1 pseudogene is annotated in these 627 nt (G+C 69.4%); it reads right to left on the bottom strand.

From position 1 onward, the window contains the following. A pseudogene (locus tag RF638_RS16075) lies at positions 1–627 on the bottom strand (IS3-like element ISAar43 family transposase); the annotation flags it as partial.

A 627-nucleotide genomic window follows, 5' to 3' on the forward strand; every position in this document is an offset into this window, starting at 1 on the left:
TGGGCGTGGAGCAGCGAGTAGAAGCTGTTGATGTTCAGGCACTCGTCGCGGAGCCTGCTGTTGAACGACTCGACGTACCCGTTGTGCCAGGGCGAGCCGGGCGGGATGTAGAACAGGCCGGTGCGGGTGCCGGCCCAGTCGGCCATCGCGTCGCTGATGAACTCGGGGCCGTTGTCGGATCGGAGCACCGCGGGGGCGCCCCGGACGGCGACGAGGTCCTCGAGGTGGGCGGTGAGCCGGTCCGCGGTGATCGACCGTTCGACGAGCCCGCCGATGCACTCGCGGGTGTGCTCGTCGACGATGGAGCAGATCTTGATCGGACGGCCCTGCTCGTCCGCGTCGAACTGGAAGTCCACCGCCCACACGAGGTTCGGTGCGACCGCTGCCGGGGCGTCGACGGTCGAAGACCCAACGCGTTTGCGGCGACGCCGCTGCGGGACGCGCAGCCCTTCCTCGCGCCAGAGCCGTTGGATCTTCTTGTGGTTCACGACCCACCCCTCGCCGCGGGCATCGTGGTAGGCCCTGCGGTATCCCCACCGCGGGTGCTTCTTCGCATACGCCCGCAGCCAGTCCCGCAACGCCAGGGCCGGGTCGGCTGTCGTCTCACCCTGGAGCGGGCGACGGTAT

This window comes from Kocuria sp. CPCC 205235, assembly GCF_040980905.1.
GTDB lineage: Bacteria > Actinomycetota > Actinomycetes > Actinomycetales > Micrococcaceae > Kocuria > Kocuria carniphila.